Origin of the sequence: Mycobacterium sp. (genome assembly GCF_049281135.1) — a bacterium.
Lineage (GTDB): Bacteria > Actinomycetota > Actinomycetes > Mycobacteriales > Mycobacteriaceae > Mycobacterium.
Map to the genome: position 1 here is coordinate 1 of NZ_JBAPRN010000253.1, position 6,072 is coordinate 6,072.

Below are 6,072 nucleotides of genomic sequence, written 5' to 3' on the forward strand. Positions count from 1 at the left end.
GATGTGCAGCACGCGGGATCCGAAGGCGCGCACGCGTAGTTCGCGGCCGTCCCGCAAGGTATGCGGCACCCATCCGTTGAGATAATTCAGCCCGACCTGGCTGTCAGCGATTTCGGTGACGTTGTCGCGGGAAAACATCGGCCGCAGAATGCGATAGCTGTTCTGCATCATCTCCGGCGGCAGCACGTTGGCCACCAGCGAGGCTTCGTAGGCCTCCTGCAGGTGTGCGTTCGAGTCGAAATCCAGCGCGTCGCCCAGGGCCTCGAGTACGTCGAGGATCTCGTCGAAGCTCAACTCGTAGAGGTCGCCCATGTCGGCCGGGCTCTTGAGTGGCAATTGCTCGACGTATTTGCTCATGTCCGGCGCCTGGAACTGTGCGGCGCCCACGCGGGTTTCGAACGGCACGAGGTCATCGGTGATGACCCGCCCGCGCAGGAACAGTGGAACCGTGTAGGCGATCACAGCTCGACGCCCTTCATAAAATTCACCGCTTCGTTGTGTACTTCTTGCGTTGCGGCGCAGGTAATCCGATCGTCCTCAACGCCTTGCTTCTCGCTGTAGCGCATGATGCCGGGTTCGAACGCCACGCTGGCTTGCCCGCACGGACACTGCAGGTCCCAGTTGATGGTGACCTCGTCGCCGGAGATGACGCCGCCCCAATGGGCGCGCAACAGAATGTCATAGACGGCGGCGCGGCCGGTCTGTACACCGGTACGGGGCAGCGGCTCGCTGGTCTCGGGATCGAGCACGAACGGGATGACCCACGGCGCCACGTGATAGCGACCCTCGCTGCAACCCCAGTGAAAGGTGCTGGATTCGGAGAAACCGTATCCGACCTGGATGCGATCGACGCCGAGAAAGTTCGTGATGACATCCATGAAATCATCCGGCAGCGCAACGCCTTTCATCCCGCCACCGGTGAGAATCGCCGAGTCGGGCGAGAAGACATTACGCACCCCGCGCTCGAGGCCGGCCTTGGCGATGTCATACATCAGGTGGTAGGTGCCGAGCATGAATACCCGCTTGCCGCGCAGTAGTTCGGTGATCCGGGTGAAGAACGCATCCATGTCCTGAGGCTGCCGTGCCTGCATGGCTATGAACTCGTCTTTGCGCGCGGCCAGGGCCGGGTCGATCTCCAGCCGGTCGAGCTCGCCGCGGGAGGCCGCCGCCCGCATCTTGGACGCGAGGAACATCAGATCGGTGTCGACGGCGAACGGGTAGAGGGCGTGAAATTTGGATTCGTCGCCGCCGGTGAAGCCGCGCTTGATCATGTTGGCGATGCGCAGATGGCCCAGCTTGCCGTCGGCGAAGTTCGGCCACACCACATCCACCGACGGATTGAGTTGCTCGTCGGTGGGTTCGTGCCCGAAAGTCTGGAACAGGCAGATCTTCCACAGCACCATGCCGTCTTCTGCGCCGTGCTTGTCCTTGGGCAGGATCGAGATGGTGCCGGTGGTGCCGCTGGAGGTGATGACTTCCAGCGGGGTCTGCGCGTCGAGGCGCTCGATCCAGTCGTCGATTCCGGTGCAATCGGCGGTGTCGACGGCGGACAAGTCGTAGCTGGTCAGCTTGTCCAGCCACGTGGTCATCAGGTCGAAGCGCTTCTTGTCGATCAGTGCGGCCGGATACGACTTGAATGCGGTGTGCGAAAAGAACAACGGGACAACGTCGTTGAACTCGTTGACGGTGCTGATGCCGAGCCGGTCAGCGAGTTTTCGCAGCATCTCAATGCTCTGATAGTGCTGCTGAAATCGGACGGCCATAGCCTGCCGTTGCAGGGATTCCAGTTCGTCGCGGTCGATGCTGTGCATCTGCGTATAGGACTGACCGAAGAAGTTGATCGGGTCGTCCATGAATTCGGTCAGCGACTGCGCTGGCCTCTGAGTGACTGTCACCCGGACAAGGCTAGACCCGTGTTGCAGTGAAACGCAAGAGTGCAGTCAACTGCAATTACTGACCCAGTTGGGTCAGAACACTCATGCAGGCGCTGAGCGCCGGCTGACTCATCCAAACAATTGCCGTGCTGATCGTCCATACTCGCGCACATGAGTTTCACCGCACCGCGAGTGGCGACGCCATCGGATGCCGAGACGGTGGCACGATTGCTGGACGCCTTCAACAGGGAATTCGACGCGCCCTCACCGGGGCCCGAAGTATTGACCACCCGACTGCACAGCCTGTTGGCAGGTGGCGATGTCATTGCTTTTGTTGCAGGAGATCCCGCCGTTGCGGTTGCGCTGCTGACGTTGCGCCCCAACGTGTGGTACGACGGGCCCATCGTCCTGGTCGACGAGCTTTATGTCGTACCGGAAGCGCGCGGGTGCGGAATCGGCTCGGAGCTCTTGGTCGCGGTGGAATCGCTCACGCGTGAGCGTGGCGGCGAGTTGATCGAAATCGCGGTTGATGGTGCCGATGCCGACGCGCATCGTTTCTACGAGCGCCACGGTTACACCGCTACAGAGGCCGGGCAAGATCAGCCCAGCTTTTACTACCATCGCGGCGTCTAGAAATCAGCGCTCGGTGGCGAAAGCCCGCAGCGCGGCGAGCTGAGCGGGATCCAGTGAAGGATGGACGTTTTCGCGCGCAGCCGCGACGTCGGCGGCGGTGATCTCCGCCGCGTCGACCGAGCGCCGCATGGCGGTAAGCGCGGCCTCGCGCAACAGCGCCACGCAGTCCGCGGCGCTGTATCCGTCCAAGTCGGCCGCCAACGCGTCCAGGTCCACGTCGCGCAGCGGAATCGACTTGGCCGCGGTGCGCAGGATGTCCGCTCGCGCTTCTGCGTCTGGCGGTTCGACGAACACCAGCTTCTCCAGCCGGCCGGGGCGCAGCAGCCCCGGGTCGATCAGCTCCGGCCGGTTGGTGGCGCCGACCACCACGACATCACGCAGCGGTTCGATGCCGTCGAGCTCGGTGAGCAGCGCCGCGACCACCCGGTCGGTAACGCCGGAGTCGAAGCTCTGCCCGCGTCGTGGCGTCAAGGCGTCGATCTCGTCGAGGAACACCAGCGACGGCGCGGAGTCCCTGGCCCGGCCGAACAGTTCGCGTACGGCCTTCTCCGAAGAGCCGACCCACTTGTCCATCAGCTCAGACCCTTTGACGGCGTGCACCGAAAGCCGCCCGGTGCTGGCCAGTGCTCGGACCACGAAGGTTTTGCCGCAGCCGGGTGGGCCGTAGAGCAGCACACCGCGCGGCGGCTGGACCCCGAGCCGGGCGAACGTGTCGGGATGCTGCAGCGGCCACAGCACCGCTTCGGTGAGCGCCTGCTTGGTGGCGGTCATGTCGCCGACATCGTCGAGGGTGACCGATCCGACCGACACCTCCGTGGTTGCCGATCGCGACAACGGCCGAATCACCGTGAGCGCGCCGAGCAAGTCGTCTTGGGTGAGCTTCGGCGAGTTGCCGTCAGAGCTGGCCCGCGCCGCTGCGCGCAGTGCCGCCTCGCGGACCAGTGCGGCCAGGTCGGCGACCACGAAACCTGGTGTACGGTCTGCGATCTCGTTCAGGCTGAGATCGTCGGTGGGCACCTGACGCAGCAGACTCTGCAGCAGCGCGATGCGGGTCGGTGCGTCGGGCAGGCTGAGTACCAGTTCGCGGTCGCACAGGTCCGGGGCGCGCAGCCGCGGGTCGAGGTTCTCCGGCACTGCCGACGTGACGATCACCGCGACCTTGGCGGCGGCGACCGCTCTGCGCAATTCGGCCAGGATCAGCGTCGCAACCGGCTCGGCGGTGACCGGCAGCAGCGCGTCGATGTCGGCGATCAGCAGCACTCCGCCGCCGTCGCGGACTTTCGCAACCGACGCGGCCACCCGTTGCAGGCGGTCGTCGGCGGCCAGCGCACCGACCTCCGGGCTGTCGAGTTCAATCAGCCGTCGGCCTGCGCAGACCGCGCGCACGAGTGCGGTCTTGCCAACGCCGGCCGGACCCGACACCAGCACACCCAAATTGGTTGTAGCACCTAAGGTCTGCAACAGGTGCGGTTCGTCGAGCGCCAGCTTGAGCCACTCGGTCAGCTTGGCCGCCTGGGCGCTGACGCCCTTGAGGTCGCTTACGGTGAGCTGTACCGCCTTGGCTTCGACCTGCTCAGGCAGCGCCGCACCGTCGTCGACCGCGACGCCGTTTCCCCACGTCACCAACGAGTTCGGTTGCACGCTCACCGGGCCGGTCGGGTCCACCCCGGTGACCGTCAACAATTCCGACGTCCAACTGATACCCACCGCCGAGGCCAGCGCACGGGTCGCCGCCGACGTCGAGGTGCCCGGACCCAGGTCGCGCGGCAGCAGCGACACCGCGTCGCCGACGGTTAACACCTTGCCCAACAGGGCTTGTCGTAGCGTTGTGGGCGGGACCGACTGGCTGGCTAACGTCGAGCCGCTCAGGGTCACCGACCGGGCGCCGTACACGGTGGCCGCGGCGACGATGACCGCGGTGTCCTCGCTCAGCCCGGCGTTGGACAGCGTGACGTCGTCGAGCAGCACGGTGCCGATCGGGGTCTGTGGGCCTGCCATGCCCGCGACCGCCGTGGTCGTGCGCGACCCGGTCAGCGACACCGCATCCCATTCGCGAATACCAAGGGCGGCAATGGCATTAGGATGCAGTCGGATCACACCGCGACGAGAGTCGACGGCCGAGGTGTTCAGCCGAGCCGTCAGGGTGAGCCGGGCGGGTGACGTCATGTCCGGCCGGTGGGCCTGCGCAGTCCCAGTCGCGCCATCGATCGGCGGTTGGGCTGCGCCCGGCGGATCGCGCGCCGGGTGGCGCGCCGCTGCTTGGGTTTCTCACCCCACGCTTCGGGATGTGCCGCCAGCCAGTGGTGACTGCGTACCGAGAACGGGATGTAGCAGAGGTAGGCGGCGATCATCACCATGATCAGGATGTAGGGGAACAGGAATGCGGCGGCCGCGACAATGGTCAGCCCGGCCAGCAGCAGCGCGGCCAGGTTCGGCGGGACCGAGACGGCGTGCATCTTGCGCATCGGGATCCGGCTCACCAGCAGCATCGAGCAGGCCACCAGCCACGTGCACACGAACCACGGCGACGTCCACCAGCCCGCGCCGAACTGCAGCTTGGCGGCCAGCGGGCCGAGTGCGCAGATCGCGCCGGCCGGCGCCGGCACTCCCACGAAGAACTCCCGTGCGAAGGACGGCTGGGTGGCATCGTCGAGCAGCGCGTTAAACCTGGCCAGCCGCAACACGATTGACACCGCATAGAGCAGGACAACTACCCAGCCCGCCGCCAATGCGGGCAACATCGACACGTAGACCACCACCGCGGGGGCGACCCCGAAGTTCACCGCGTCGGCCAGCGAGTCGATCTCCTCGCCCATCCGTGACTCTGCATCCAGCGCGCGGGCCACTCGGCCGTCGAGCCCGTCGAGGATTGCGGCAGCGGCGATCAGCGCGATCGCCACGTGAGGCAGACCCTCCAGAGCGAACCGGATCGAGGTCAGCCCGGCACAGATCGCCAGCACGCTCATCGAGCTGGGCAGGATGCGCAGGTTGACCACTCGCCTGCCGCGCGGCCTAGTAATCAGCGCCACTCCTCCTCATAGCTACGCTCTGCATCGTCGTCGGCGCGGTAATCACCGCAGCTGCGCCAACACCGTCTCGCCGGCCACCGCACGTTGGCCGATGCTGACCGACACCTCGGCGCCGGCGGGCAGATAAGTGTCCAGCCGTGACCCGAATCGGATCAGGCCGTAGGTGTCACCGATCGAGAGTTTGTCGCCCGCGCGAACGTTGCAGACGATCCGGCGCGCCAGCAGACCCGCGATTTGCACGGCCACGATCTCCGCGCCGTCCTCGGTGCGGATTCGGACGCTGTTGCGTTCGTTGTCGTCGCTGGCCTCGGGGAGGTCGGCCGAGGCGAACAGGCCCGGCCGGTGCTGCACGGCGATCACTTCGCCGCTCACCGGGGCCCGCTGCACGTGAGCGTCGAACAGCGACAGGAAGATGCTGACCCGGGTTAGTTCTGCGTCACCCATCTCCAACTCGGGCGGCGGGGCAGCCGATTCGATGAGGCACACCAAGCCGTCGGCGGGTGCGACGACGACGCCGGGCCGAGTTGGCGGCACCC

5 protein-coding genes and 1 pseudogene are annotated in these 6,072 nt (G+C 65.9%); 1 reads left to right on the forward strand and 5 read right to left on the reverse strand.

The features are described 5' to 3' along the window. Positions 1-462: pseudogene (locus WAN02_RS10210) on the reverse strand (long-chain-fatty-acyl-CoA reductase); the annotation flags it as partial. Then, positions 459-1,895: a hypothetical protein gene (locus WAN02_RS10215; protein ID WP_422264036.1), complete on the reverse strand. Its 1,437-nt coding sequence runs from the start codon at positions 1,893-1,895 to the stop codon at positions 459-461. The gene WAN02_RS10215 and the pseudogene WAN02_RS10210, both read right to left, overlap by 4 nt. A 150-nt stretch (positions 1,896-2,045) precedes the next feature. On the opposite strand from WAN02_RS10215, the gene WAN02_RS10220 reads away from it, so the two are divergent. Continuing rightward, positions 2,046-2,507 carry a GNAT family N-acetyltransferase gene (locus tag WAN02_RS10220; protein ID WP_422264037.1) on the forward strand — a complete coding sequence of 154 codons (462 nt, stop codon included), beginning with the start codon at positions 2,046-2,048 and terminating at the stop codon, positions 2,505-2,507. Between the two features lie 3 nt (positions 2,508-2,510). Here the strand turns inward: WAN02_RS10220 and WAN02_RS10225 are convergent, their stop codons facing one another. From WAN02_RS10225 to WAN02_RS10235, 3 genes are all read right to left on the reverse strand, one after another. Then, positions 2,511-4,673, reverse strand: coding sequence for an AAA family ATPase (locus tag WAN02_RS10225; protein WP_422264038.1), 2,163 nt, complete (start codon positions 4,671-4,673; stop codon positions 2,511-2,513). Next, positions 4,670-5,530, reverse strand: a complete 861-nt coding sequence (locus WAN02_RS10230; RefSeq protein WP_422264040.1) for a CDP-alcohol phosphatidyltransferase family protein — start codon at positions 5,528-5,530, stop codon at positions 4,670-4,672. Before WAN02_RS10230 ends, WAN02_RS10225 begins: the two co-directional genes overlap by 4 nt. Positions 5,531-5,578: 48 nt before the next feature. Then, positions 5,579-6,072 (reverse strand): phosphatidylserine decarboxylase (locus WAN02_RS10235; protein ID WP_422264039.1); only part of this gene is annotated, 494 nt, incomplete at its 5' end.

What these genes read in the sequence shown, in the direction of transcription:
- WAN02_RS10220 (WP_422264037.1), top strand. Translation starts at nt 2,046, where the DNA reads ATGAGTTTCACCGCACCGCGAGTGGCGACGCCATCGGATGCCGAGACG.
- WAN02_RS10225 (WP_422264038.1), bottom strand. Translation starts at nt 4,673, where the DNA reads ATGACGTCACCCGCCCGGCTCACCCTGACGGCTCGGCTGAACACCTCG.